Below are 25262 nucleotides of genomic sequence, written 5' to 3' on the forward strand. Positions count from 1 at the left end.
GCAGCGGAGGTGGGCGGGTGTTCCGGCCGGCTTGAAAAGAGCCCGCAACCACCGCGCCCGAGCAGGCCGGAGGCCTGAACCACCAGAGCGCAACTGAGACGGCCGGCCGGAACACCCGCCCACCGCAGCGTGAACGGCGAAGAAACCGGCGACGCACCACAGCCCGAACAAGTATGAGCGGCATCACCGGCCGCCGGCCCCTGATGACATACCGCCGGTGTCCGGACTACGGGGAGGCTCAAGCGATGGAACTCACCACAGCCTGAACGACACGGAACCGCCACAGCGACAGGTCACCGTAAAAGCCGAACCCCACGATCCGGCACGGTCCAAACGAGACCGTGCCGGATCACGAGGCTCAGGCCGCCGTCGCCATCTTCCGCAGCCGGGCCAGAGCGTCACGCTCGATCCGGCGGGCGCGGTCGCGGCCGATGCCGTACCGCTCGCCGACCTCGGTCAGCGTGTGCTCGCGGCCGTCCATCAGGCCGTAGCGCCAGCGGAGCATCTCACGGGTCTGCCCCTCAAGCCCGGTCAGCCACACCTCAAGGCGCTCGCGCTCCAGGATGTCCATCGCCTGCTGCTCGGGGTCGGCCCACGTGTCATCGGCGATCATGTCGCCGAGCTCGGTCTCGTCCTCGTCACCCACGCCCAGTTGCAGGGAGACGGGGTCGGAGGCCCAGCGGCGGAGCTCACGGACCCGCTCGATGGGGAGTTCGAGCACCGTGGCCAGATCGGCGTCGGTCGGCTCGACGTCGAACTCGGCCAGCATGTCGCGGCGGACCCGCATCAGCCTGGTCATCTGCTCGCCCGCGTGGGTGGGCAGTCGCACCGGCCTGGCCTGCTCGTGGATGGCGCGTCCCACCGACTGCCTGATCCACCACGTGGCGTATGTGGAGAACTTGTAACCGCGCCGGTAGTCGAACTTCTCGACCGCGCGGACCAGCCCCAGGTTTCCCTCCTGGACCAGATCGATCAGCGGCATTCCCCGCCCGGAATATTTACGCGCGACGGCCACCACAAGACGTAGATTGGCCTGGATGAATTCATCCTTGGCCCTCTGTCCGGAAACGGCCAGTCGTTCAAGCTCCTCATCGGCCGCGTCACCGATCCGCGGCTCCGTCAATCCGCCCAACCCACCGTCCAGCAACTGCTCAGCGAAGAGACCCGCCTCGATCCGCTTGGCGAGCTCGACCTCTTCCTCCGCGGTGAGCAGGGGCACCCGTCCAATCTCTGCCAGGTAGGTCCCGAGCAGGTCTCGATCAGAGACATGCTGATCCTGCGTCCGATTCCCCGTCGGCCTTGCCATCCGATGGCACCTCGCTCCGCGTGCTTATGACGTGTCCGACCGCTCGCTCAAGGCCCCGTGCGCTCAGACACATCGCTTGTCTTTTCAACGGACGGATCAGGGCAAAGATTCCCTCAAGAAGTACGCCTGGAGAATGGTTTTGGATTTCCTCCTCAAGGAGGATGTTTCCCTGCGCCGCAACGAGGGCCACCACTAACCCCAGCAAAGGGGCTCAAACCAGGCGGCGCCCCTCCTTCCAGACCTGCCTTACCAGCGGTACCCCCGGCCGGTAGGCGAGGTGGACGTAGGTGGGTGTGTCGAGAATCACCAGATCCCCCCTGCTGCCCGCCCGCAGCGTGCCGACGTCCCCGCGGCGCAGCGCCCTCGCCCCGCCGTACGTGGCGGCCCTGATCGCCTCCAGCGGTGTCATCCGCATCTCACGGACCGCCAGTGCCACGCAGAACGGCATGGAGGAGGTGAAGGAGGAGCCGGGGTTGCAGTCGGTGGCGAGCGCGACGGTCACCCCGGCGTCCAGCAGGCGGCGGGCGTCGGGGTAGGGCGAGCGGGTGGAGAACTCCGCGCCGGGCAGCAGGGTCGCCACCACCCCCGACGACGACAGCGCCGAGACGTCGTCGTCGCTCAGATGGGTGCAGTGGTCGGCGGAGGCCGCGCCCACCTCGGCGGCGATCCGCACCCCCGGCCCCTCACCCAGCTGGTTGGCGTGGATCCGCGGCAGCAGTCCCGCCTTCACCCCGGCGAGGAGGATCTCCCTGCTCTGGTCGGCGTCGAAGGCTCCGCGCTCGCAGAACACGTCGATCCACCGGGCGTGCGGCGCGCACGCCTCCAGCATCTCCCCGGTGACGGTGCGGACGTACTCGTCGGCCGAGGAGGCGTCGGGGGGGACGACGTGCGCGCCCAGGTAGGTGGTCTCCTCGGTGAACCTCCGCGCGATCTCCAGTGACCGGCGCTCGTCCTCGACCGTGAGACCGTAGCCGCTCTTGATCTCGACCGTGGTCGTCCCCTGGGCGAGCATCTCGGCGACCAGGGCGGCGGTACGCGCCGCGAGTTCGGCGTCGGAGGCGGCGCGGGTGGCCGACACCGTCGTACGGATGCCTCCCGCCGTGTACGGGCGCCCAGCCATGCGGGCGGCGAACTCGGCGCTGCGGTCGCCCGCGAAGACGAGGTGGGCGTGGCTGTCGACGAAACCGGGGATGACGCAGCGCCCCTCCACGTCCACCCGTTCGTCGGCGTGCGGAGCCCCCTCGGCGGGACCCGCCCACACCACCTCGCCGCCCTCGACCACCAGCGCCGCGTTCTCGATCTCCTCCCGCGCCGGGTCGCCCGTGTAGAGCAGGCCGATGCCGTCGAAAAGGGTGCTCGTCACCGGACGGTCCTCGCTCGTCATACCGACCTCTCCTCCCGCGCCTCGGCGAGTGCCTCGCCGACCGCTTGCGCGAGCATCGCGCCCACGTCGCCGAGTACGTGCCCGCCGTCGACGACCACGTGACGCCCGCCCGACACCACGGAGTGCACGTCGGCGGCGGTCGCGGCGAAGACCACGGTCTCCGCCAGGTGCGCCGGGGATGCTCCGGCCGTACGGACCGAGTCCAGGCGCACCGACACCAGGTCCGCCCAGGCACCGGGGACGAGCATGCCCGCGTCGGCGAAGCCGAGCGAGTCGTGCCCCGCGGCCGTGGCCGCGTTCAGGAGTTCGGCGGCCGACCAGTGACCGCGCCGCTCGGTCGCGAGCCGCTCGTCCAGCTCGACCGCGCGGGCCTCCTCGAACAGGTCGATCACCGCGTGGCTGTCCGAGCCGAGCGTGATGGGCGAGCCCGCCTCGAACAGCCTCCTCGCCGGCCCGATGCCGTCGGCGAGGTCGCGCTCGGTCGTCGGGCACATGCACACGCGCGTGCCGGAGGCGCCGAGCAGCGCGACGTCCACGTCCGACAGGTGCGTGGCGTGCACGGCGGTCGAGCGGGGACCGAGCGCGCCGTGCGCGTCCAGCAGCTGGACCGGGGTCGCGGCGTAGGCGTCCACGCAGGCGGCGTTCTCGGCCCGCTGCTCGGAGACGTGGGCGTGCAGCGGGACCGCGTGGTGCCGGGAGAACTCGGCGACCACGGGGATCTGCTCGGCCCGCACCGCGCGGACCGAGTGCACGGCCATGCCGATCTCCACGTCCCGATCCTCCCGGTATCCGGCCACGAGCGCCTCGGCCCGCGCGGCCCACCCGTCGGCGTCCCCGTCGCCGAAGCGCCGCTGCGCACCGCTCAGCGGGGTGCCGACGCCGCCGGTCAGGTAGCAGGCGTCCAGGAGCGCGATGCGCAGTCCCGCCTCCCGCGCGGCCTGGACGAGCGCGTGTCCCATCGCGTTCGAGTCGTCGTACGGCCTGCCGTCCGGCCCGTGGTGCAGGTAGTGGAACTCCCCCACGCAGGTGATCCCGGCCAGCGACATCTCGGCGAAAGTGGCCCTGGCGAGCCTGAGGTAGGAGTCGGGGTCGAGCGTTCCCGCCACGCCGTACATCCGCTCGCGCCAGGTCCAGAAGCTGCCCTTCTCGCGCTGCGTCACCCCGCGCAGGGCGCGGTGGAAAGCGTGGGAGTGCGCGTTGGCGAGCCCGGGAAGGGTGAGGCCCGCGAGCCGGACGGCTCCGCCGGGCGGGGTCGTCACGCCGGTGACGATCTCGGCGATCAGGGTGTCCCTGACCTTGACGAGTACTCCCGCGACGGCCTCGCCCGGCGGCAGCCAGGCCAGCTCGCACCAGTAGTTCAGCTCCCGCACAGGTCCTCCACGACGGCGGCGAGGGCGGTGACCCCGGCGTGACAGTCGGCCCGGTCCGCGTGTTCCTCAGGAGAGTGCGAGATTCCCGTTGGATTGCGGACGAACACCATCGCGCTGGGCACGCCCGCGGAGGCGAGGATGCCCGCGTCGTGTCCGGCGCCGGTCGGCAGGACGGGTGCGCCGCCCGCGGCCTCGGCGACCCGTTCCCGCAGGGCCGCGTCGAAGTCGACGACCGGGGTCCACGACTCGACCGTGACCTCGGCACCGGAGAAGTCGGTGAGTTCGGCGACGAGCTCCCTCACCGCGTCCTCGTCGCCGCCCCTGGCGTCCAGCCAGGCGCTGACCAGGCCGGGGATGGCGTTGGCGTTGTTGGGCGACACGCGCGTCCTGCCGAAGGTGGCGACCACGCCGCCGCGCTGGGCGGCCTGGCGGGCGTGCAGGACGGTACGGGCGAAGGGCAGCATGGGGTCGTCGCGGTCGGCCAGGCGGGTGGTGCCCGCGTGGTTGGCCTGGCCGTGGAAGTCGAACCGCCAGCGGCCGTGCGGCCAGATGGCCGAGGCGACGCCGACCTCGGCGCCGGTGTGGACGAGGTCCTGTCCCTGCTCGACGTGGAGTTCGACGAAGACGCCGATGTGCCGCAGGGTCTCCTCGTCCCTGCCCAGAGCGCCGGGGTCGCGCCCCGTCGCACGCAGCACCTCGGCGAGCGAGTCGCCTTCGTCGTCCTTCAGGGCGCGGGCCCTGTCGGGGTCGAGGATGCCGGTCAGCAGGCGGGAGCCGACGCACGGGACGCCGAACCTGGCGCCCTCCTCGTCGGTGAAGCAGGCGATTCCCACGGGGCGCGCGGGCCGGAAGTCCTTCGCCCGCAGCAGGTCGAGGGCGGCGAAGGCCGACACGACGCCGAGGGGGCCGTCGAAGGCGCCGCCCTGGCGCACCGAGTCGAGATGACTGCCGGTGACCACGCCGGGCCGGTCCGAGGGGTCACCCCACCAGGCCCACAGGTTGCCGTTGCGGTCCTCCCTCAGGTCGAGGCCGCGTCTGTCGGCCTCCTGCCCGAACCATCGCCGGAGTTCCAGATCCGCGGGCGACCACGCGTCTCGCAGGTAGCCCCGGGTCCGGCCGTCACGTCCGAGGTGCTCTATGGCACCCCACATCTCGTCGAACACCCTCCCATTATGTGAATGAGACCATTCATTGGCGAGCCCGCCGCGCCCTCGGCCCGGCGCCCTCCCAACCTGAGGCGCCTTCGGTTACCGTGCTCAGTTCGAGGGCTTGCCGGTGGGACGGATGGTGATCTCGGTGATGTTGGCGTCCGGGGACGCGGTCAGAGCGGTCAGCACCACCCTGGCCACCGAGTTCGCGTCGAGGTGATCCTCCTGCCGGTAGGGGCCGCCCTCCTGTGCCCGTACCTCGCGCTGCATGTCGGTCGCGACCCGCCCCGGGTAGATCGTGGTGACCTGGAGCTCGGGCTCCTCCAGGCGGAGCCCGTCGGCGAAGGCGCGCAGCGCGTACTTGCTCGCCGCGTAGGAGACCCAGCTCGGGTTCGCCCGCAGCCCGGAACCGGAGTTGATCAGCACCACGTGGCCGTGCGCCGCGCGCAGGGCGGGCAGCAGCAGCCGGGTGAGCTCGGCCACCGCGACCACGTTGATCTCCATCGTGCGCCGCCACACCTCGGCGGGGGTCTCCTCGACACGGCCCAGGTGCACCACGCCCGCGCTGTGCACCAGCACGTCGAGCCGGTCGATGTCGGCGACGTCGGCCTCGGTGACGGCGGTGAGCTCCACCGGCCAAGGCCGCGCGCCGGGCAGCTCGGCGACCATCCCGGACAGTGCCTCGGCGTCGCGTCCGCCGAGCAGCAGGTCGTGCGTGGGGGCCAGGGCACGGGCGATCGCGGCGCCGATCCCTTTGGAGGCGCCGGTGATCAGCGCGGTAGGTCGTTCTGACATGGCGATCACCTTACCCATGGCGAAAACGATCACCACAAGCCCTCAGCGGGACAGTCGAGACGTCGGTCAGTCGGTGGTCGGAGCCACCGCAGCGTCACCGTGACCGTCATCTGACCGTCATCGCCGTCAGTCGAGTTGCTCGGTGAAGACCCCGGCCTGGTCGGTCATCCGCTCGTACTCCTCAAGCCTGGCCTGGGTGCGCAGCGGCGCCGCGTCGGCCATCGCCTCCACCAGCACCATGGCCAGGGCGAGAGGGCCCGCGTGCGAGTCGAAGACGAGCCGCTCGCCGACGGGGGCGGCCAGGACCACGTCCGCCGCGAAGGGCACGTCCCGCCGGTCGGTGATCACCGCCGTACGCAGGCCGAGGTGGCGGGCGTCCCGCAGGGCCTGCACGGCCTCGGCCGGGTAGCGGGGCAGGACGACGGCGACGAGCCAGGCCGCTCCCGCCCTGCGCGCGGCGTACAGGCCGTCGGCCAGCTCGGAGCCGCCGTGGGTGAGCAGGCGGACATCGGGGTGGATCCGCCGCGCGAAGTAGGCGAACGTGGTGGCGAGCCCGCTCGACACCCGCAGGCCGAGCACCGGCAGGGGCTCGCATCCCGCCAGGTTGGCGCCCAGCTCGGAGAGGTCGGAGGGGTCGCTCAGGGCGTCGCGCACGCTCCGCAGGTTGTCGATCTCCACGTCGATCGCGGTCTGCAGGTCGTTGGCCCGCGACGGCCTCCTGCCGCCCACGACCAGGGGGCGCAGCGCCTGCCGCAGCTCGGGATATCCCCCGAAGCCGAGCACCATCGCGAACCTCGTCACCGACGGCTGGCTCACCCCGGCCCGGTCGGCGAGCTCCACGCTGGACAGGAAGACGGCCTCGGACAGGTGGTCGCCCAGGTAACGCGCGATCCGCCGCTGCACGGGCGACAGTCTCCGCCCCTCCAGAAGCCGATCGAGTCCGTCACCCACGCCCCCTCCAACCGCTCGAACCCCCACGAGCATTCCCCTCCCGTCCCGCCCCGCTGTCGTTCATACACCCGCGGAGACGAAAACGAGCGGCACCGGGGGAATTCGCGCACCGCGATCGGGACGCGGCACGCGAATCGGCACCCGTACGTTCCTGCGGGGACCCGGTCGCGGCGCGTCCGGTCAGGACTCGCGCATCGGGACGCGCACACCCCGCTCCTCGGCCACGGTGACGGCCTCGTCGTACCCGGCGTCGACGTGGCGGATGACGCCCGTGCCCGGGTCGTTGGTGAGGACCCGGTTGAGCTTCTCGGCCCCCAGCCTGGTGCCGTCGGCCACGGTGACCTGCCCCGAGTGGATGGAACGGCCGATGCCGACACCGCCGCCGTGGTGGATGGAGACCCACGCGGCGCCGGAGGCGACGTTGAGCATCGCGTTCAGCAGCGGCCAGTCGGCGATCGCGTCGGAGCCGTCCGCCATGCCCTCGGTCTCCCGGTACGGGCTCGCGACGCTGCCGCAGTCGAGGTGGTCACGGCCGATCACCAGCGGGGCCTCGATCTCCCCCGAGGCGACCATGTCGTTGAACCGCTCCCCCGCCAGGTGACGCTCGCCGTACCCGAGCCAGCAGATGCGGGCGGGCAGCCCCTGGAAGTGGACCTTCTCCCCGGCCATCCGGATCCACCTGGCGAGCGGCTCGTTGTCGGGGAACAACTCCAGGATCGCGCGGTCGGTCTTGGCGATGTCGGAGGCGGCGCCGGACAGCGCGGCCCAGCGGAACGGGCCCTTGCCCTCGCAGAACAGCGGCCGGATGTAGGCGGGCACGAAGCCGGGGAAGTCGAACGCGCGGGTGTAGCCCGCGAGCAGCGCCTCGCCCCGGATCGAGTTGCCGTAGTCGAAGACCTCGGCCCCGGCGTCCTGGAAACCGACCATCGCCTCCACGTGGGCGGCCATGGACTCGCGGGCCCTGCGGGTGAAGCCCGCCGGGTCCTTCTCGCGCTCGCCGGCCATGTCCTCGAAGGCCACGCCGACCGGCAGGTACATCAGCGGGTCGTGGGCGGACGTCTGGTCGGTGACGACGTCGATCTCGGCGCCCCTGCGCAGCAGTTCCGGCACGACCTCGGCCGCGTTGCCCTCGACCCCGATGCTCAGCGGCTCGCGCCGGTCGCGGGCCTCGTACGCCAGGCGCAGCGCCTCGTCGAGGTCGGCGGCGCGGACGTCCAGGTAGCGGTGCTCGATGCGCCGGTCGATCGACCTGGGGTCGCAGTCGACGCAGATCACCACGCCGCCGTTCATCGTCACGGCGAGCGGCTGGGCGCCGCCCATGCCACCGAGCCCGGCGGTCAACGTGATCGTCCCGGCGAGGCTCCCGCCGAACCGCTTGGCGGCCACGGCCCCGAAGGTCTCGTAGGTGCCCTGCAGGATGCCCTGGGTGCCGATGTAGATCCAGGAGCCGGCCGTCATCTGCCCGTACATGGTGAGCCCGGCGGCCTCCAGACGCCGGAACTCCTCCCAGTTGGCCCAGTCGGGCACCAGGTTGGAGTTGGCGATGAGCACCCGGGGCGCCCACTCGTGGGTGCGGAACACTCCGACGGGGCGGCCCGACTGCACCAGCAGCGTCTCGTCGCCCTCCAGGGTGGTCAGCGTACGGGTGATCGCGTCGAAGGAGCGCCAGTCGCGGGCGGCCTTGCCCGAGCCGCCGTAGACGACGAGCTGCTCGGGATGCTCGGCGACCTCGGGATCGAGATTGTTCTGGATCATGCGGAGCGCCGCCTCCTGCGGCCACCCCTTGGCGGTGAGCGTGGTGCCGCGCGGCGCGCGCACGATCCGGCTGCCGGACATGCCCGACCTCCCCCTCAAGAATGAATGAACGTATTCATACTTGGTCACCCGGAGGCCACCGGTCAACCCGGCAAAAGGGGTGCCGCGGGCAGCACGCCCGTGGCACCCCCTGATGTAGCCGTAACGATCGCCACGCCCCGGCTCCTCCGTCCCGCACGGACGGGACCGGGTGATCGAATGCGGCGCGCGCCCGATGGGCGCTCCGATGCGAAGGAGAGGCTCCGCACAGGCGGGGATGCCCGGTTCACCGGACGGCGAATCAGCCCCTCGACTCAGCGTCCGAATTATTCCTTTATGAACGATATGAATTTACGCAACCAAGCCGATCCCCGCAGGACCAGGTGGGAAAGGGAACGGGCAGGCGGCCTCAGCCGGGCAGCAGGAACTGGGTGGTGGCCAGCTCGCGGTAGAGGGCGTCGTCGGCGAGCAGCTCGTCGTGGGTGCCCACGGCCCTCACCCGGCCCGCCTCCATCACCACGATCCGGTCGGCCCCCGCCACGGTGGAGAGGCGGTGGGCGATCACCAGCACGGTCGTCTCCGCCGCCACCTCCGCGACCACCTCCCGGAGCCTCAGCTCGTTGACCGCGTCGAGCTGGGAGGTGGCCTCGTCGAGCAACAGGAGCCGAGGACTGCGCAGCAGTGCGCGGGCGATGGCGACCCGCTGGCGCTCGCCGCCGGAGAGCATGATCCCTCGATGGCCGACCCGGGTCTCCAGGCCCTCGGGGAGCCGGGAGACCAGATCCTCCAGCCGGGTACGGGCGAGCACCCGCCAGATGTCGGCCTCGGCCACACCCGGCGCGGCGAAGACGAGGTTCTCCCTGAGCGTGCCGTCCAGCACCGGCGCGTCCTGCTCGACGTAGCCGAGGCAGGCGCGCAACTCGGCGAGCGGCCAGTCCGCGATGTCGCGACCGTCGATCGTGATCGTCCCCGCCTGCCGCTCGTAGAAGCGCTCCAGCAGTGCGAAGACCGTGGACTTGCCCGCTCCGGAGGGGCCCACCAGGGCGGTCAGGCCGCCCGCGGGCACCTCGAAGGAGACGTCGTCGTGGACGACCGGTCTGTCGTCGCCGTAGCGGAAGGCGACGTTCTCGAAGACGACCCCGGCGGGGGCCCTGCCGACCTCGTACGCCGCACCGTCCGCTCTCTCGGCGGGAAGCTCCTCGATCTCGCGGATCCTCTTCACCGCGGCCAGGCCGTTCTGCACCTGCGTGAAGCCCTGAACCAGCTGGCCGATGGGGGCGACCAGATAGAACAGGTACAGCAGGAAGGCGATCAGCGAGGAGACCTCCAGCACGCCGGAGGTGACCCGCGCGCCGCCCACGCCGAGCACGGCCACGAACGCCAGTTGCGCGGAGACCCACGCCGAGACGCCGGCGATCGACGTCAGCCAGGCGACGGCGATCCCCCGGTCACGCGCCTCGCGGGCCGCCTCGCCCACCGCGGCGATCTCCCGCTCCTCCGCGCCGCTCGCCTTCACGGTACGGAACGCCTGGAGCACCCGGTCGAGGACCGCGCCCATCTCGCCCACCGCGACCTGCGCCTGCATCGAGGCCCGCTGGATGCGGGGCATGATCAGGCTGACGAACCCGCCGACCACGACCATCACTCCCAGCGTGATGAGCAGCAACATCCCGTCGATGATCGCCATCATCACCACGGCGCCCACGAGCATGAACAGTGAGCCGACCGTCTCGACCACGCCGTTGGTGAACACCGCCCGCAGCAGCGTGGTGTCCGAGGTCACCCTGGACATCAGGTCACCCGGCTTGAGCCGATCGACCTCGGAGACCCGCAGCCGCAGCATCCGGTCGACGAGGGTACGGCGGGCGGAGAAGACGATGCCCTCGCCCATCCGTTCCAGCACGTAGTTACCCAGCGCGCCGATGACCGCGCCCAGGAGCACGGCGGCGGTCAGGCCGAGCACCGGACCGAGCAGGGAGCGCTGCTCGCCGAAGGCGTCGATGACCGTCTTGGCCAGGAGTGGCATCGCCAGCCCCGCCAGCGAGCCGACCAGACTGAGCACCCCGCCCAGCAGCAGGGCCCTTCTGTGGGGCCGTATGTAGGCGACCAGCAACCGCCAGGAGGCGGACTCCGGCACGGTGTTGCCGAATTCCCCCGGTTTCCCCGGTTCGCCGGGCTCTTCGGGGTTTCCCGCGTCGTTTCCCGCGTCCCGCAATACGACCCCCGCCAACGTGTCCCCCTCAGAAACGACGCGATCGGCCTTCGGCCGCTTTTCCTGTCTACCGCGCACGAATCCATCTCGGGCGGCTCGCCCTGGTCGGAGATGAAAACGATGACGTCAATGTAGGTTGACACTCTCGAGAATGTCAACCTACATTGACGTCATGCGGCGGGAAAGGCGCCGGAAAACCGATCGGAAGGGAGTTGGCGAGCGGCAGGACACCCGGGGCGGGAGTCAGCGGCGGCGGACGCCGTACTCCCTGCGCATCTCCGCGACGGTGTCCAGGATCTCGTCCTTGGTCTTCAGAAGCCTCGCCTCGGCCTCCTCCGTCCTCGCCTCGGCCACCTTGCGGCGGTCACCCACCCGACCGGCCAGTTTCAGCTTGGCCTTGGCCTTCATTTCACGCAGGTTGAGCTTCTCCATAAGACCCATGATCAGCACCCTTCGGCAGAGAGGACCCCCACCTGCCCCGCGAGGGGCCGAGTATGCGTCACAGGAACCCCCTCCCCCCCTCGGGTCCCCGGCCTCACCGTCGGCCCGATCCCGGCGCCTTCCGGATCAGGGGCGTCAGAGGGGAACCCAGCCCAGCGGAGAAGTCCGCCTGAGCTTGGCGGCCGCGATCAGTTTGGGCACGTGTGAGGCGTCACCGGACGTCACCTTCGCCGGCCCGCTTCCGGTCGCGGCGGTCGCGACCACGAGGGCGTCGACCACACATTCGCGCCCGTCCAGGCCGGCGTCCTCAAGCAGCAGGGCGGCGAGGTCGGCGACCGCCTCGGAGGCGGGGATCACCGTGAGGCGGGATCGCTGCCAGGCCAGACGTCTTCCCACCTGGCCGGTACGGCGTACCTCCGCCAGGGTCACAGTGCTGATGGCGGGGACGAATCCTTCCTGCCGGGCGATCGCGATACGTGCCACGATCCTGGGATCGTCCTCGGCGAGAAGCGAGAAGGGCTGGGCGTCGAGAACGAACAAAGGTGTGGGAAAAGCGACCTCCGGTGGCGTGTTCCGTCCTCTCACTCTCCGTGCCACGCGCGCCTGGCCTCTTCCAGATCCGCCTCGGACAGCGGGGCGATCCTGGTCTCGTGATCCTCCACGATCTCCTGGGCCTTCAACAGCGCGAGCCCGTACTCGACCGACTGGTCGACGAAGTGCGAGAAGCCCCGAGGGCCCGTTCTGGACTCCACCTCCTCGGCGACGGATCGACGCAGGGTGACCGACTTCTTGACCGTTGGATCCACGGGCTGGGGCATCGCCATACACCAACTATGCCACTCATGGTGGCATAGCCGGTGTCCTTTCCGGTCTTCTCAGTCGGGGTCGGGAACGTCGTCGTAGTCGACGTCACCCTCCTCGGCGCGGCGGAGACCGATGTCCTCCACCCAGGCGCGGGCGAACCGGCGGATCTCCGTGATCCGCTCGTCGTCCACGCCGTAGGCCTCGAAGTCCTCGTCCGCGATCAGGTCGACGAACTCCAGCCTCATCACCAGCTCGGCGAGCTCGAACTCCTCGTTGTGCAGGCGGGCCAGGTGTTCGAGCTCGCGGAAGCCGTACAGGTGGGAGATCGAGGCGATGTCGATGACGTCGCGGGCGAGGCTGCGCTCGTGCAGCGCCCGCATCTTCAGGCCGACCGCGTCGTCCAGGGAGACGACGGAGATGTCGCCGACGATCACGGGCTGCTGCTGGAACGCCTCCCTGAGCAGGTCGAATTCGCAGCTCTGCTCGGTCACCGGGTCGCTCACCACGAGGCGGCCCATCCGGGGCGTCACCTCCGTCATGGTGACCTCCAGCCCGGCCTTCCTGAACGCCTCGGCCATCCCCTCCGCGACCTCGGGCAGCGGCGTCTCGGCGGCGGTGGCGAAGTCGAGGTCGTCGCTCGGGCGTTCGGTGAAGCCATGGGCGTTCATCGCGTAACCGCCCGCCAGGACAAGCCCGAACCGGGTGCAGGCGGGTAGCGCGGCCTCCAGCATCCGCTGCTGGAACGGAGGCAGGATCACCGTTCCCACCCCGGCGCCGCGGTGCCCGCCTCGGCGTCACGGTCGCCCGGCCCGCTGTCGCGGCCCGTCCCTGTCCCCCACCCCAGGGCGGTGATCTTGGTTTCCCAGGCCCTCCGGTAACTCGGCCCGATGCCCCGGCGCAGGGTCGGCCAGTCGGCGACGAGATGCTCGGCGTTCAGATACGACTCGGCGTCGGAGCGGCCACCGCCGGTGATGACCGTGCGGTAGAGGCTCATCCGTAGCAGCGGGTTCACCAGATCGAACTCGGTGAGCCCGGACCAGCCGAGGTGGACGGGCAGGGCGACCGTCCCCGTCGCCGGGCCGCGCAGGTCGGCCAGCGATTCCGGGACGCGCCGCTCCACGCCGTCCCATCGGGAAGGAAGCGTACTCACGTCCCCCAGTATGCCCGCCGTTCGCCCGAGGTCCACGGGGCGCGCGGGCCCACGACGGACTCAGCGGCGGGCTCAGGACGGGCTCAGGACGGGCTCAGGACGGGCTCAGTGACGGGAACGAAGGCGGGTGGAGGGGAGGTCGTGGCGGCCGGAGAGGAACTCCTGGAAGGCGATCTTCCCGCGGATCACCGGGCGACGCCAGCGCTCCTCGCGGCCCTCCGCCCTCGCCATCTTGCGGGGCTGCGGACGCCGGGAGCCGGGCGCGAAGAACCAGTGGGCCCAGGGCGATCCCGGGCGGGCGAGCCGTATCGCACCGACCACCAGGAGGATCGGGACGAACAACCCGACGAGCCCCGTCCAGATCTTGCCCTTGAGCAACGTGATCACGGCGAGCACAAGGTTGGTCACGATGAAACCGATCGTGAGCCACAGGCCCTGGGACTCGCCGGCGTAGTCCTCCCAGCCGAGGGGACGCAGGCCGATCAGGAGCAGGGCGGTGACCGCGACGGCGACGAACACGGCGTCGACCGAGGCTCTGCCCTCCTCCTCCCAGTAGACGTCGTGCAGGTGCAGGATGAGCGCGAACTCGTCCAGGATCAGGGCGGCCCCGGCGCCGAAGACGGCCGCCGTCACCGCGTACCAGCCTTCCGAGACCCCCGAGACGATGAGGCCGGCCACCCCGCCGAGCAGGGTGAGCACCACGCCGAACACCACGTGGTGGATGTGCATCTCGCCGACGTTGACGTTGCCGAACCAGCCGATCCTGGCGCGGATGAGCCGGACGTTGATCCTGGTGAGCAGGAAGACGACGATCAGCGCGACGAAGAAACAGAACAGCGGCAGCCGCCCTGTGTCCATGATCCGCTCTCGGAACAAATCCCCCACCGTCCCCCAGGCTATGCGAGGAACACCGCCGGATCGGCGCGGGAGTCACCCGGCGTCACGACGGCACGGCGGTCTCCCCGGCGCCCGCGAGGCGCCGTACGAAGCACAGGTCGCCCGTACGAGGCGCGCCGCGCTTCAGGCGAGGAACCCCCGCAGCAGCGCCGCGGTCCCCTCAAGGTGCTCGGCCACGGCGCGGCGCGCGGCCTCGGGGTCCCCGGCCAGGATGGCCGTCACGATCGCCTGGTGCTGGAGGGCGGCGTGCTCGATGTTGCGCTGGAGCACCGGGATCGCGTTGAGCAGGTCGGTGACCCGGAGCCTGGCGTCGGCGCAGGCCCCGGCGAGCAGGGCGGAGCCGGTGAGCTCGGCGATGGCGAGGTGGAAGGCCGTGTCGAGGCGGCGGTAGTCCTCGGGGCCCGCCGAGTTGACCTCGCGCAGCCTCTCGCGCAGGGTTTCGCGCCGCTCCGGGGTGAGGGGGGTGGTGGCGAGCACCTGGGCCGCGCCGCACTCGACCGCCATCCTGAAGGTGAGGGCGTCGGACAGGTCGTCGGTGCCCATGTCGGCCACGGCCCGGCGCAGGTCGTCCCGATGCGGCTGCGGCGGGACGTTGTGGGTGAGGAAGGCGCCGCCGTACCGGCCGCGGCGCACCTCCAGATAGCCCGCCTCCTGCAGCTCGCGGATGGCCTCGCGCAGGGTGACCCTGCTGATGCCGAGCTGGGCGGCGAGCTCCCGCTCGGGCGGCAGTTTCTCCGACACCAGCCCCAGCTTGATGACCTGGAGCAGACGCTCCACCGTCTCCTCGAACGCGTTGCCGGCCCGCACCGGCCGCAACACGGCCGTCAACCGCGACAGCTCGTCCAATTATCTCCTCCGGCCCTTGACAACGCTCCCCCCGCTGCACGTCAATGGTCTAACACTAGCCCAATAAGACCCCGACGAGGAGGGCGTGTGGACGTCACCGAGCTTCATGACGAGGTGCGGGCGGGGCGGATCGACACCGTGCTGCTGGCGGTCGTCGACATGCAGGGTCGTCTCCAGGGCAAACGCCTGTCGGGGCGCTACTTCCTGGAGGAGGTGCTGCGGCACGCCTCCGAGGGCTGCAACTACCTGCTCGCGGTCGACGTCGACATGAACACGGTCGACGGCTACGCCATGTCGTCCTGGGAGCGCGGATACGGCGACTTTGTCATGAAACCCGATATGTCCACCCTGCGCCGCGTGCCGTGGCAGGAGGGGACGGCCCTGGTGATGGCCGACCTGGTGTGGGAGGACGGCTCCGACGTGACCGCCTCGCCGCGCCAGATCCTGCGCAGGCAGCTCGCCAGGCTGGACGAGCGGGGCTGGGGCGCATTCGTCGGCACCGAGCTGGAGTTCGTCGTCTTCGGCGACACCTACGAGGACGCCTGGCGCCGCGGCTACCGCGACCTGACCCCCGCCAACCTCTACAACGTCGACTACTCCCTCCTCGGCACCGCGAGGGTCGAGCCGCTGCTGCGCAGGATCAGGCTCGGCATGGAGGGCGCGGGCATGTACGTCGAGTCGGCCAAGGGCGAGTGCAACCTCGGCCAGCACGAGATCGCCTTCCGCTTCGCCGAGGCCCTGTCCAGCTGCGACAACCACTCGATCTACAAGAACGGCGCCAAGGAGATCGCCTCCCAGGAGGGCATGGCGATCACCTTCATGGCCAAGCCGAACCAGCGCGAGGGCAACTCCTGCCACATCCACATCTCGCTCAGGGACGCGGGCGGGGAGCCGGTGATGGCCGGTTCCGGGCCGCACGGGCTGTCGGCGACAGGAGCGCACTTCATCGCCGGGCAGATCGCGCTGATGCGCGAGCTCACCCTGCTGTACGCGCCGAACATCAACTCCTACAAGCGGTACGTGCAGGGCAGCTTCGCCCCCACCGCGGTCAAGTGGGGCGTGGACAACAGGACGTGCGCGTTGCGCCTGGTCGGCCACGGCCCCTCGCTGCGGATCGAGAACCGGGTGCCCGGCGGCGACGTGAACCCCTACCTGGCGGTCTCGGCGCTGATCGCGGCCGGCCTGCACGGCGTCGAGAACGAGCTGCCGCTTGAGGACGCCTTCACGGGGAACGCCTACTCCTCGGGCGCGGAGACCGTGCCGAGCACGCTGCGCGACGCGCTGGAGCTCTGGGAGACCTCCGAGTTCGCGGCGGCCGCCTTCGGTGAGGACGTCGTGGCGCACTACGCGAACAACGCCCGGGTCGAGCTCACCGCCTTCGACGCGGCGGTGACCGACTGGGAGCTTTTCCGGGGATTCGAACGGATGTGAATGTGAAGATCATCAATCCGGCGACGGAAGAGGCGGTCGCCGAGATCGAGATGGCCGACGCCGCCGAGATCGACAGGGCCGTGGAGCGTGCCCGGCGCGCCTTCGCGCACTGGAGGAACGTCGCACCGGGAGACCGTGCCCGGCTGCTGCGCCGTTTCGCCTCGCTGGTGCGCGAGCACGCCGAGGAGCTCGCCCTGCTGGAGGTCGCCAACGCCGGGCACACGATCGGCAACGCCCGCTGGGAGGCGGGCAACGTCGCCGACGTGCTCGACTTCTACGCGGGGGCGCCCGAGCGCGATCACGGCCTGCAGATCCCGGTGCCCGGCGGGCTCGACGTCACCTTCAAGGAGCCGCTGGGCGTCGTCGGCGTGATCGTGCCGTGGAACTTCCCGATGGTCATCATGACCTGGGGGGCGGCCCCCGCACTGGCCGCGGGCAACACCGTGATCGTCAAGCCCGCCGAGTGGACGCCGCTCACCGCCCTGCGGGTGGCCGAGCTGGCCCTGGCCGCCGGCCTGCCCGAGGGGGTGTTGCAGGTCCTGCCGGGGGCCGGGGAGGTCGCGGGTGCCCGGCTGGTCGAGCACCCGGGGGTGGCGAAGATCGTGTTCACCGGCTCGACCGAGGTCGGCAAACAGATCGCCGCCACCTGCGCCGGACAGGTCAAGCGGCTCACCCTGGAACTGGGCGGCAAGAGCGCCAACGTGGTCTTCGCCGACGCCGACCTGGAGAAGGCCGCGGCGACCGCGCCGTACGCGGTGTTCGACAACGCGGGCCAGGACTGCTGCGCGCGCTCCCGGATCCTGGTCGAGCGCTCGGTCCACGACGAGTTCCTCGCGCGGTTCGGCGAGGCGGTGCTGAACGTCCGAGTCGGCGACCCCCGCGACGAGGCCACCGAGATGGGCCCGCTGATCAGCGCCGAGCACAGGGAACGGGTGGCCTCCTTCGTCACCGAGCCGCCCCACCTGCGGGGCGTGTGCCCGTCGGGGCCGGGGTTCTGGTTCCCGCCGACGGTCCTGACGCCCCGGTCGGCCGGCGACCGGGCGTTCACCGAGGAGATCTTCGGCCCCGTGGTGTCGGTGGTGCCGTTCGACGACGAGGCGGACGCCGTACGGATCGCCAACGACACCCCGTACGGCCTGAGCGGGTCCATCTGGACCCGCGACGTCGGCCGGGCACTCCGGGTCGCCAGAGCGGTGGAGGCGGGCAACCTCAGCGTCAACTCGCATTCGAGCGTCCGCTACTGGACCCCGTTCGGCGGCTTCAAGCAGTCGGGCCTCGGCCGCGAGCTGGGTCCCGACGCCCTGTCAGCGTTCACCGAGACCAAGAACGTCTTCATTTCCGAGGAGTAGAAGCGATGCTGCGTTTGCAGGAACGTTTGCAGGACAGGGTCGCCGTCATCACCGGCGCCGGAAGCGGGATCGGCCTCGCCACCGCGCGCCGGTTCGCCGCGGAAGGCGCCCGCGTCGTGTGCGTGGACCTGGACGAGACGACCGGTCCGGCGGCCGCCGAGGAGGTCGGAGGGTTGTTCGTGCGGGCCGACGTGACCGACGAGGACGACGTCGCCCGGGTGTTCCAGACCGCGTTCGACACCTACGGCAGCGTGGACATCGCGTTCAACAACGCGGGCATCTCGCCGCCCGAGGACGACTCGATCCTGGAGACCGGCATCGACGCCTGGCGCCGGGTCCAGGAGGTGAACCTCACCTCGGTCTACCTGTGCTGCAAGCACGCCATCCCGTACATGCGGCGGCAGGGCAAGGGGTCGATCATCAACACCGCGTCGTTCGTCGCCGTGATGGGGTCGGCGACGAGCCAGATCTCCTACACCGCCTCCAAGGGCGGGGTGCTCGCCATGTCCCGCGAGCTGGGCGTGCAGTTCGCCCGCGAGGGGATCCGGGTGAACGCGCTGTGCCCGGGGCCGGTGAACACGCCGCTGCTGCAGGAACTGTTCGCCAAGGACCCCGAGCGGGCGCAGCGCCGGCTCGTCCACATCCCGGTGGGCCGCTTCGCCGAGGCGTCCGAGATCGCCGCCGCGGTGGCGTTCCTCGCCTCGGACGACGCGAGCTTCATCACCGGCTCCGAGTTCCTGGTGGACGGCGGCATCTCCGGCGCGTACGTCACCCCGCTGTAGACCCGCTGCAGACCTCGCCCCGCCACCTTCGCGACCGGCGGTGGCGGGATTTGCCCAGGCCATACCCCGGCCCCGATAACGTGCGAGGACGTGGGCCCATCTCCCATGTCCCCGGCGTCCGCGTGAGAAAGAGATCATGTCCCGTCCCGTCATCGGCATCACCTGCTACGTCGAGCCCGCGCGCTTCACCGTCTGGGAGACGACCACCGCGCTCCTGCCGTACGACTACGTCGACCACGTGGCCCGCGCGGGCGGGCAGCCGGTGATCCTGCCCCCGGCGGGCGACCCCTCGGCGCTGGTGGAACGCCTGGACGGGCTCATCCTCGCCGGAGGCGGCGACGTCGGCCCCGAGCGGTACGGGCAGGAGTCACACGAGCGGACCGGCTACGTCCGGCCGTTCCGCGACGACGCCGAGCTGGGACTGGTCGAGGCGGCGCTGGAGCGGGGCACCCCCTTCCTGGGGATCTGCCGGGGCATGCAGATCCTGAACGTCTCGCTGGGCGGCAGCCTCCACCAGCACCTGCCCGACGTGGTCGGCCACGCCGGGCACGCCCCGGCCCCCGGCCACTACGGCAGGATGCCGGTGCGGCTCGCCCCCGGCAGCCACACCTCGAAGATCTTCGGGACCGAGACCGTGGAGGTGGCCCACTACCACCACCAGGCCCTCGACCGGCTCGCCGAGGGCCTGACCGTGACCGCCCACGCCGAGGACGGCACGGTCGAGGCCGTGGAGGTGGACGGCCACCCCTTCGCCGTCGCCGTCCAGTGGCACCCCGAGACCGACGACGAGTCGGCTCTGTTCGAGGCGCTGGTCCGGCACGCCGCCCCCTGACCGGCACGGATCGGGGCCGCGAGGGGATTTCGCTCGGCCGGTGCGGGCGGTTAGGCTGGCCGATGACACCGATGAATCCCGTGCGGGAGAGCGTCCTGACAGCCAGCCCAGGACCCCTGAAGGAGCAAGCCCTCCCCGCGAACCTCTCAAGGCAAAGGACCGTGCGGGTAGGTGCCCTCTGGAAAGCAGGTCCCACGACCTCGCCGAAGGTGAAAGTCCGGTAAAACCCGGATGAAACTCTCAGGCACCCACGACAGAGGGGGAGGATGCTCTCATCTGTCCCTTGTCTGAGGTGCGCACATGTCCCGACCTACGCCGCTGCGCGGCGTGCACGAGTCCCTCGGCGCGACGCTGACCGACTTCGCGGGCTGGCTGATGCCGCTCCGCTACGGCAGCGAGTCGGCCGAGCACAACGCGGTCCGCCAGGCGGCCGGCCTGTTCGACCTCTCCCACATGGGGGAGATCTTCGTGACGGGGCCGCAGGCCGCCGAAGCCCTCGACTACGCGCTGGTCGGCCACCTCTCCGCGCTGGAGCCCGGCCGCGCCCGCTACACGATGATCGTCGACGCCGAGGGCGGCGTGCTGGACGACCTGATCGTCTACCGGCTCGCCCCCGCCGAGTTCATGGTCGTCGCCAACGCCTCCAACTACCCCCGGGTGGCCGCCGAGCTGACCGGCCGCGCCAAGGGCTTCGACGCCGCGGTGGAGGACCGCTCCGAGCGGTACGCGCTGGTCGCGGTCCAGGGTCCGCGCTCCGTGGAGATCCTGGGCTCGCTCACCGACGCCGACCTCGAAGGGCTCAGGTACTACGCCGGTCTGCCCGCCGTCGTCGCCGGTCGCGAGGCCCTCGTCGCCCGTACGGGATACACCGGCGAGGACGGCTTCGAGTTGTTCGTCGCGGCCGAGGACGCCGAGCCGCTCTGGGCCGCCCTCACCGAGGCGGGCGCGCCGCACGGCCTGATCCCCGCAGGCCTGTCCGCCCGCGACACCCTCCGTCTGGAGGCCGGGATGCCGCTGTACGGCAACGAGTTGTCGGCCGCCCTGACCCCGTTCGACGCCGGGCTGGGCCGTGTGGTGAGGTTTGACAAACCGGGCGACTTCGTCGGCCGGGCCGCCCTCGAACCCCTCAAGGACGTCCCGCCGTCCCGCCGCCTGGTCGGCCTCGTCGCGACCGGCCGCAGGGTGCCCCGGCACGGGTATCCGGTGGTGGTCGCCGGTGACGGCGCGGTCGTCGGCGAGGTCACCAGCGGGGCGCCCTCCCAGTCACTGGGCAGGCCCATCGCGATGGCCTACGTGGACAACGGCCTGTCGTCAGGACTGGCCGTCGACATCAGGGGCAGCCACGAGCCGGTCGAGGTCGTCGCACTGCCTTTCTACAGGAGGAAAAAATGAGCAGCATTCCCGAGGACCTGCACTACACCAAGGAACACGAGTGGATCTCCGGCATCGATGACGGCCTCACCCTCACCGTGGGCATCACCGCCTACGCCGCCGAGGCGCTGGGTGACGTGGTCTACGTGCAGGTGCCCGAGGTCGGCGCGACGGTCGCCTCCGGTGACGCCGTCGGCGAGGTCGAGTCGACCAAGTCGGTGAGCGACATCTTCGCGCCGGTCGACGGCGAGGTCGTGGAGGTCAACCAGGCCGTCGTGGACGACCCCTCGCTGGTCAACAGCGACTCCTACGGTGAGGGCTGGCTGTTCCGCGTACGTCTTGAGGGCTCCGCCGACGACCTGCTGTCGCCCGAGGAGTACGCCGCGCTCACCTCGGGTGAGTCCTAAGCCTTTCCCCCCTCGCGTCACGGTCACGCGCGCCGGAGGGCGCGCGTGGCCGTCCACGCTGGAAGGATTCAGATGACGATCAGCGTCTTCGATCTCTTCAAGATCGGAATCGGCCCGTCCAGCTCGCACACCGGCGGCCCGATGGCCGCCGCCCACAAGTTCGCCCGCGGTCTCCACCAGGACGGGCTCCTGGAGAAGACGGCCAGGGTGCGCGCCGTCCTGTACGGCTCGCTGGGCCTGACCGGCAAGGGGCACGGCAGCGACAAGGCCGTGCTGCTCGGCCTGTCCGGTGAGAAGCCCGAGCTCGTCGACGTCGACGCGGTCGAGGGACGGCTCGCCGCCATGCGCGAGTCGGGCACCATCTCCCTGTACGGCTCGCGCGAGATCCCCTTCGTCATCGGCGAGGACCTCGTCTTCGAACGCAAGATCTCGCTCCCCGGCCACCCCAACGGAATGCGCTTCACCGCCCTGTCCGAGTCCGGCGAGACGGTCCGCGAGAAGGTCTACTACTCGGTCGGCGGCGGCTTCGTCGTCGACGAGAACGCCACCGGTGCCGACCGGATCAAAGCCGACGACACCGTCCTGCCCCACCCCTTCACCACGGCCGCCGAACTGCTCGCCCAGTGCGCGGAGACCGGGCTGTCCATCTCCGGGCTGATGCTGGAGAACGAGCAGGCGTTCGGCCGCACCGAGGCCGAGGTTCGCGACCGGTTGCTCGTCCTGTGGCAGGTCATGAGCGAGTGCGTGCGGCGCGGCATCGACAAGGAGGGCATGCTGCCCGGCGGCCTGAAGGTCCGCCGCCGCGCCCACCAGCTCCACCGGCAGCTGCGCAGCGAGTCGGGAGAAAAGGACTCGCTGCAGACGATGGACTGGGTCTCGCTCTTCGCCCTCGCGGTCAACGAGGAGAACGCCGCCGGCGGCCGGATCGTCACCGCGCCCACCAACGGCGCCGCGGGCATCATCCCGGCCGTGCTCACCTACTACGACCGCTTCACGAAGGACGCCGACGACGAGGGCGTGATCCGCTTCCTGCTCACCGCCGGGGCGATCGGCGTGCTGTTCAAGGAGAACGCCTCCATCTCGGGCGCCGAGGTCGGCTGCCAGGGCGAGGTCGGCTCGGCCTGCTCGATGGCCGCCGCCGGGCTCACCGAGGTGATGGGCGGCACCCCCGAGCAGGTCGAGAACGCCGCCGAGATCGGCATCGAGCACAACCTGGGGCTCACCTGCGACCCGATCGGCGGCCTGGTGCAGATCCCGTGCATCGAGCGCAACGCGGTCGCCTCGATCAAGGCCATCGCCGCCGCCAGGATCGCGATGCGCGGCGACGGCCGCCACTTCGTCTCGCTGGACAAGGCCATCAAGACGATGCGCGACACCGGCCGCGACATGCTCGACAAGTACAAGGAGACCAGCCGGGGAGGGCTCGCGGTGAACGTCATCGAGTGCTGACCCCGGGGTTTGGGCGGTGGGGCCTCTGACGGGCGCGCGGGAGACTCGGGACCGCGGAACCTTGACGACATACAACTCGATCGCTACCAAATTTCGCATCACGTGCAGCCTCCTCCGATCCCACGCCTATGCTGGGTGGCCATGCGCGGGATTCGGGAGGTCGCGGTGGTCACGGGAACGCCCCCGGCAAGCCGCTCCCGCCGCTCTCCTGCTCCGGAGACTCCTTCCCGCTCCCTGCGGGCGCTCCGCTTCCTCGGGTCGCACTGGCTCTTCATCACCGCCCTGCTCGCGGGTGGCGGCCTGCGCCTCCTCGCCATGCTCGGCTACCGGCCCGCCCTGTGGTTCTGGGCCGACTCCTTCGTCTACCTGAACGCCGGGCTCGCCCCCCGCCCCCTGGAGTCCCGTCCCGCGGGTTACTCGCTGTTCCTGTGGATCCTCAAGCCGCTGTCCAGCATCCCCGCGGTGGTCGCGGTGCAGCACCTGCTCGGACTGGCCGTGGCCGTCTGCGTCTACCTGCTGCTGCGCAGGCTGGGCGGGCTGCCGGGGTGGGGTGCGACGCTCGCCGCGCTGTCGGTGCTGTTCGACGCCTACCAGATCCAGCTCGAACACCTCGTCATGGCGGACCTGCTCTTCCAGTTCCTCGCGGTGCTCGCGGTCACGCTGCTGCTGTGGCGGCGACGCCCGGCGGCGTGGGTCGCCGCGCTGGCCGGGGCGCTGCTCGCCGCGGCGACCGTCACCCGCACGATCGGGTTGCCGCTCATCGCCGTGGCGCTGGTCTGCATGGTGATCCGCCGAGCCGGGTGGCGGGCGGTCCTCTCCGCGACGCTCGCCGCCGCGATCGGCCTGGGCTCGTACGCGGCCTGGTTCAGGGCCGAGCACGGCAGTTTCGCTCTGACCAGGGGAAACACCTTCCTCTGGGCCCGGACGATGACCTTCGCCGACTGCGCCGCGATCCAGCCGACCGGCCCCGAGGCGGCCCTGTGCCCCGTCGAGCCGCTGGGACAGCGCGCGGCGCCACCCGTCTACATCTGGGACGGCGAGTCGCCGCTGAACAAGGTCAAGGGCAGCTGGGCCGAGCGCGACGCCCTCGCGGGCGCCTTCGCCACCCAGGCGATCATGGCCCAGCCGCTCGACTTCCTGCGGGCGGGCCTGGAGGACGCGGCCCACATCTTCGACTGGACCCGGCGCGTCTACCCGGCTCCCGGCCCGCAGAGCGCCTACGTCTTCCCCGACACCGTGCGGCCCTTCACCTCCGGTGCCGCCTCGCAGGGCAAGACCGCCGAGCAGCTGACCGTGGCCTACCAGGGCTCGTCGGGAGCGCCGACGATGGCCGAACCCTACGCGGGCCTGCTGCGTAACTACCAGGAGTACGGCTTCGTGCGGGGTCCGTACCTCGCGGTGATCCTGCTGGTCGGCCTGGTCGGCGTGCTGATGCGGCTGCGGAGGTTCGGCGGCGCGGTGCTGCTGCCCTGGGCGGCGGGGACGATGCTGCTGATCCTGCCGCCCTTCATCGCGGCCTTCGACCACCGCTACGTCGTCCCCGCCCTCCCGCTGCTCTGCCTGGCCGCCGGACTGGCCTTCGGCGTCAGGCACGAGAAGCACACAGGGAACACAGGGAACGCTGAGAACGCGGCCGAGGTCGCGGCGGGGAGAGCGGACGAGGGGTCTTCGGGCGAGGGACCCGGCGACGAGGCCCCTTCGCGCGGCGCGACGGCCGAGCGACCGGTGTACGCGAGCCCCTTCGACGAGACGGCGCACGGGTCGTACGACGGGCGGGCTCCCGAGGAGAGCACGTCCGTGAGGACCTCGTACGGCGAGGCGGCGGACCGGCCGGGGCACGGCACGACGGGCGAGACACCCGCGTACGGAAACACGGCGGACCGGATGGTGTACGGAGGGACGGGTGAGCGCCCGGCCTACGGGGAGCCGGAGCGACGGCCGGCGTACGGGGCGACGGGCGAACGGCCCGTGTACGGGGGGACAGGCGAACGGTCGGCGTACGAAAGGGCGAGTGAGCGGTCGGCGTACGGAGGCGCGGCAGGCTCGCCGGAGTACGGGGAGTCAGCGGCGGCGAACGTGAAGGCGAACCACCACGCCGAGTTCTACCTCCCCGAGCGCCCGTCGGACCTTCCCCACCGCGTCTCTGTTCAGCCGGGACACGAGTCTGCCGACATCGGTCGCGGGCGCGCAGCCCACCCCGATGCGCAGCCGCTCGTGCCGTACGTACCTGACGCGGACACGAGCGAGCCCTTCGACTTCTTTAAGAGCGACTCCAAGCATGGCGGTCCCCGTCCCGGTCCGCCTGCCCCACCGTCCCCATCCCAGGGCGTGTAGCAGCCACCGCAGCGCCGCGAGAGCGAGCGTCACCAGCAGCAGCGCGACCAGCCAGCCCGGCAACGGATGCGCGGCCAGCCACCCGGGGAACCCTCGGGGCACGAGCCTGGCACCGGGCGCCTGTCCCGGCAGGTCACCGCGTCCCCGCAGGAAGGCGTAGAGCCCGGCGCACACCAGCACCGTCCCCGTGACGGCCAGGCCGATCCGAT

At 71.0% G+C, this 25262-nt stretch carries 23 protein-coding genes and 2 riboswitches; of the genes, 8 read left to right on the forward strand and 15 right to left on the reverse strand.

Annotated features, from left to right (window positions below; genetic code table 11):
* Positions 1 to 358: 358 nt before the first annotated feature.
* The 15 genes from ABT352_RS37540 to ABT352_RS37610 form a co-directional block, all read right to left on the reverse strand.
* A complete protein-coding gene (locus ABT352_RS37540; protein WP_350949804.1) occupies positions 359 to 1306 on the reverse strand; it encodes a sigma-70 family RNA polymerase sigma factor in 948 nt (315 codons plus the stop codon).
* Between the two features lie 211 nt (positions 1307 to 1517).
* Entirely contained in the window at positions 1518 to 2690 is a 1173-nt protein-coding gene (hutI, locus tag ABT352_RS37545) for an imidazolonepropionase (protein ID WP_350949805.1), read from the reverse strand.
* Complete coding sequence (locus ABT352_RS37550) at positions 2687 to 4060, reverse strand: formimidoylglutamate deiminase (protein ID WP_350949806.1); 1374 nt, start codon at positions 4058 to 4060, stop codon at positions 2687 to 2689. The genes hutI and ABT352_RS37550 overlap by 4 nt, the downstream gene beginning before the upstream one ends.
* Positions 4048 to 5211, reverse strand: a complete 1164-nt coding sequence (locus ABT352_RS37555; RefSeq protein ID WP_350949857.1) for an allantoate amidohydrolase — start codon at positions 5209 to 5211, stop codon at positions 4048 to 4050. The genes ABT352_RS37550 and ABT352_RS37555 overlap by 13 nt, the downstream gene beginning before the upstream one ends.
* A gap of 105 nt (positions 5212 to 5316) precedes the next feature.
* Positions 5317 to 6003: an SDR family oxidoreductase gene (locus tag ABT352_RS37560; RefSeq protein WP_350949807.1), complete on the reverse strand. Its 687-nt coding sequence runs from the start codon at positions 6001 to 6003 to the stop codon at positions 5317 to 5319.
* A 126-nt stretch (positions 6004 to 6129) separates the two neighbouring features.
* The gene (locus tag ABT352_RS37565; protein ID WP_350949808.1) at positions 6130 to 6954 is read right to left on the reverse strand and encodes a MurR/RpiR family transcriptional regulator; all 825 of its coding nucleotides are present in this window, start codon (positions 6952 to 6954) and stop codon (positions 6130 to 6132) included.
* A gap of 180 nt (positions 6955 to 7134) precedes the next feature.
* Positions 7135 to 8790, reverse strand: a complete 1656-nt coding sequence (hutU, locus tag ABT352_RS37570) for a urocanate hydratase (protein WP_350949809.1) — start codon at positions 8788 to 8790, stop codon at positions 7135 to 7137.
* A gap of 367 nt (positions 8791 to 9157) precedes the next feature.
* Positions 9158 to 10978 (reverse strand): ABC transporter ATP-binding protein, encoded by a 1821-nt coding sequence (locus ABT352_RS37575; RefSeq protein ID WP_350949810.1) that lies wholly within the window; start codon positions 10976 to 10978, stop codon positions 9158 to 9160.
* 225 nt (positions 10979 to 11203) lie between these two features.
* Positions 11204 to 11401 (reverse strand): hypothetical protein, encoded by a 198-nt coding sequence (locus tag ABT352_RS37580; protein ID WP_350949811.1) that lies wholly within the window; start codon positions 11399 to 11401, stop codon positions 11204 to 11206.
* 135 nt (positions 11402 to 11536) lie between these two features.
* Entirely contained in the window at positions 11537 to 11941 is a 405-nt protein-coding gene (locus ABT352_RS37585; RefSeq protein ID WP_350949812.1) for a hypothetical protein, read from the reverse strand.
* Between the two features lie 41 nt (positions 11942 to 11982).
* The gene (locus tag ABT352_RS37590; protein ID WP_350949813.1) at positions 11983 to 12225 is read right to left on the reverse strand and encodes a hypothetical protein; all 243 of its coding nucleotides are present in this window, start codon (positions 12223 to 12225) and stop codon (positions 11983 to 11985) included.
* A gap of 51 nt (positions 12226 to 12276) precedes the next feature.
* A complete protein-coding gene (locus ABT352_RS37595) occupies positions 12277 to 12963 on the reverse strand; it encodes a nucleotidyl transferase AbiEii/AbiGii toxin family protein (protein WP_350949814.1) in 687 nt (228 codons plus the stop codon).
* The gene (locus tag ABT352_RS37600) at positions 12960 to 13355 is read right to left on the reverse strand and encodes a hypothetical protein (RefSeq protein WP_350949815.1); all 396 of its coding nucleotides are present in this window, start codon (positions 13353 to 13355) and stop codon (positions 12960 to 12962) included. The genes ABT352_RS37595 and ABT352_RS37600 overlap by 4 nt, the downstream gene beginning before the upstream one ends.
* 105 nt (positions 13356 to 13460) lie before the next feature.
* Positions 13461 to 14240, reverse strand: coding sequence for a hypothetical protein (locus ABT352_RS37605; protein ID WP_350949816.1), 780 nt, complete (start codon positions 14238 to 14240; stop codon positions 13461 to 13463).
* A 135-nt stretch (positions 14241 to 14375) separates the two neighbouring features.
* Positions 14376 to 15098, reverse strand: coding sequence for a FadR/GntR family transcriptional regulator (locus ABT352_RS37610; protein ID WP_350949817.1), 723 nt, complete (start codon positions 15096 to 15098; stop codon positions 14376 to 14378).
* A 63-nt stretch (positions 15099 to 15161) separates the two neighbouring features.
* Here ABT352_RS37610 and ABT352_RS37615 point away from each other — a divergent pair, with 63 nt between their 5' ends.
* The 8 genes from ABT352_RS37615 (at position 15162) to ABT352_RS37650 (ending at position 25053) form a co-directional block, all read left to right on the forward strand.
* Positions 15162 to 16529: a glutamine synthetase family protein gene (locus ABT352_RS37615; RefSeq protein ID WP_502992940.1), complete on the forward strand. Its 1368-nt coding sequence runs from the start codon at positions 15162 to 15164 to the stop codon at positions 16527 to 16529.
* A gap of 2 nt (positions 16530 to 16531) precedes the next feature.
* Complete coding sequence (locus tag ABT352_RS37620) at positions 16532 to 17878, forward strand: aldehyde dehydrogenase family protein (RefSeq protein ID WP_350949819.1); 1347 nt, start codon at positions 16532 to 16534, stop codon at positions 17876 to 17878.
* Between the two features lie 5 nt (positions 17879 to 17883).
* Positions 17884 to 18660 carry a 3-oxoacyl-ACP reductase gene (locus tag ABT352_RS37625; RefSeq protein ID WP_502992937.1) on the forward strand — a complete coding sequence of 259 codons (777 nt, stop codon included), beginning with the start codon at positions 17884 to 17886 and terminating at the stop codon, positions 18658 to 18660.
* A 136-nt stretch (positions 18661 to 18796) separates the two neighbouring features.
* On the forward strand, positions 18797 to 19492 hold the full coding sequence (locus tag ABT352_RS37630) for a gamma-glutamyl-gamma-aminobutyrate hydrolase family protein (protein WP_350949820.1): 696 nt from the start codon (positions 18797 to 18799) through the stop codon (positions 19490 to 19492).
* Positions 19493 to 19565: 73 nt separating this feature from the next.
* Positions 19566 to 19664, forward strand: a riboswitch (glycine riboswitch).
* Positions 19665 to 19759: riboswitch (glycine riboswitch) on the forward strand.
* Between the two features lie 33 nt (positions 19760 to 19792).
* Positions 19793 to 20884, forward strand: coding sequence for a glycine cleavage system aminomethyltransferase GcvT (gene gcvT / locus ABT352_RS37635; protein WP_350949821.1), 1092 nt, complete (start codon positions 19793 to 19795; stop codon positions 20882 to 20884).
* On the forward strand, positions 20881 to 21270 hold the full coding sequence (gcvH, locus tag ABT352_RS37640; RefSeq protein ID WP_350949822.1) for a glycine cleavage system protein GcvH: 390 nt from the start codon (positions 20881 to 20883) through the stop codon (positions 21268 to 21270). Before gcvT ends, gcvH begins: the two co-directional genes overlap by 4 nt.
* A 72-nt stretch (positions 21271 to 21342) precedes the next feature.
* Positions 21343 to 22719 (forward strand): L-serine ammonia-lyase, encoded by a 1377-nt coding sequence (locus ABT352_RS37645; RefSeq protein ID WP_350949823.1) that lies wholly within the window; start codon positions 21343 to 21345, stop codon positions 22717 to 22719.
* A 141-nt stretch (positions 22720 to 22860) separates the two neighbouring features.
* Positions 22861 to 25053, forward strand: a complete 2193-nt coding sequence (locus tag ABT352_RS37650) for a hypothetical protein (RefSeq protein ID WP_350949824.1) — start codon at positions 22861 to 22863, stop codon at positions 25051 to 25053.
* Positions 25054 to 25262: the final 209 nt, after the last annotated feature.

Source organism: Streptosporangium sp. NPDC000563, from assembly GCF_040299985.1.
In the GTDB taxonomy this organism is placed as follows: domain Bacteria; phylum Actinomycetota; class Actinomycetes; order Streptosporangiales; family Streptosporangiaceae; genus Streptosporangium.